Here is a 1,717-nt window from a genome sequence, read left to right on the forward strand (position 1 = left end):
ATGGCCTACATCCAGTCTACTTTCAACAATAGCATTGTCACCATTACCGATCAAAATGGAGATGTCATCTCCTGGGCTAGTGCTGGTTCTAGCGGTTTTAAGGGAGCAAAAAAGGGAACTCCCTTTGCAGCGCAAACTGCCGCTGAAAGTGCAGCCCGTAGAGCCATTGATCAAGGAATGCGCCAAATTGAGGTAATGGTCAGTGGGCCAGGAGCAGGTAGAGAAACCGCTATCCGGGCACTTCAAGGAGCAGGGCTGGAAATTACACTCATTCGAGATATTACCCCCATTCCTCACAATGGTTGCCGTCCACCCAAGCGCCGTCGAGTTTAAACACCAAGACTTGGGCATTGAGGGCGAGAAGCTACAATTTAAGTAAGTAAAATTACTTAAATAGTCAGTTGGGCTTCTAAGGTGGAAATTCTCATTGTTTGAAAGCTTGGGTGACCAAAAGTGCGTCAGATTTCTCAGAGAGAAAGCTGTTAAACTTCGGAAACCCAAAATATCTTAGCGCCTGCAAGTTAAATGGGAGTGTCAAACTATACCATAATTTTATAGTAATAGTTTGATATACCTGTAATCTACAGGACATAAATTCAATTCGGGAGGCAATTGATTTGTCTGCTAGCAGCACCTTAGAAAAAGGGAGGCTCATCCGTGGCGCAGTTTCAGATTGAATGTGTAGAGTCTAATACTGAAGAAAGTCGGAACCATTACAGTAAATTTGTTCTGGAACCTCTAGATCGTGGTCAAGGAACAACGGTTGGCAATGCACTGCGGCGAGTTTTACTCTCCAACCTAGAAGGTACAGCAGTTACAGCAGTGCGGATTGCAGGCGTTTCACACGAGTTTGCTACAGTTCCTGGCGTGCGGGAAGATGTGCTGGAAATCCTCATGAGAATGAAGGAAGTTATCCTAAAAAACTATTCCTCGCAGCCCCAAATTGGTAGGTTACTCGTTAGCGGGCCAACAACAATCACTGCGGCGCATTTTGATTTGCCCAGTGAAGTAGAAGTCATCGATCCGACCCAGTACGTAGCCACCATCGCTGAGGGTGGAAAGCTGGAAATGGAATTTCGGATTGAGAAAGGTAAAGGCTATCGCACTGTAGAGCGAGGACGTGAGGAAGCCACATCGCTGGATTTTCTCCAAATCGACTCAATATTTATGCCGGTGCGAAAAGTCAACTACAGTGTTGAAGAATCTCGTGGGGAAGGCTTGATTCCAAAAGACCGACTACTGTTGGAAGTTTGGACAAATGGCAGTATTTCTCCCCAAGAAGCACTATCTTCGGCCGCTGGGATCTTGGTAGATTTATTCAACCCGTTGAAAGACATCTCCCTAGAACCAACAGACACAGGTTCAGAGATTCCAGACGATCCAACTGCCCAGATACCTATTGAAGAGTTGCAACTTTCTGTACGGGCATATAACTGTCTTAAACGGGCACAAGTTAACTCTGTGGCAGATTTGTTGGATTATACCCAAGAAGACCTCTTAGAAATTAAGAACTTTGGGCAGAAATCAGCAGAAGAAGTCGTGGAAGCTTTGCAGCGACGCTTGGGCATCACCCTGCCAATGGAAAGAGGCTCTAAACACCCTTAAGAAAAACCGTTCATAACTCATAGTGCATAATTATGCGTCACCGTTGTCGCGTCAAAAAACTCAGTAAACCAGCCGATCAACGCCGTGCTTTACTGCGATCGCTCGCCACCGA

2 protein-coding genes and 1 pseudogene are annotated in these 1,717 nt (G+C 45.9%); all 3 read left to right on the forward strand.

Annotated features, from left to right (window positions below):
- Nucleotides 1-333: 30S ribosomal protein S11 (gene rpsK, locus V7K25_RS14540; protein WP_335159011.1), on the forward strand; the 333-nt coding region annotated here is incomplete at its 5' end.
- A gap of 324 nt (nt 334-657) precedes the next feature.
- Nucleotides 658-1,605: a DNA-directed RNA polymerase subunit alpha gene (locus V7K25_RS14545; RefSeq protein ID WP_335159013.1), complete on the forward strand. Its 948-nt coding sequence runs from the start codon at nt 658-660 to the stop codon at nt 1,603-1,605.
- 32 nt (nt 1,606-1,637) lie between these two features.
- A pseudogene (locus V7K25_RS14550) lies at nt 1,638-1,717 on the forward strand (50S ribosomal protein L17); the annotation flags it as partial.

The organism is Nostoc sp. (genome assembly GCF_036919495.1).
GTDB lineage: Bacteria > Cyanobacteriota > Cyanobacteriia > Cyanobacteriales > Nostocaceae > Nostoc.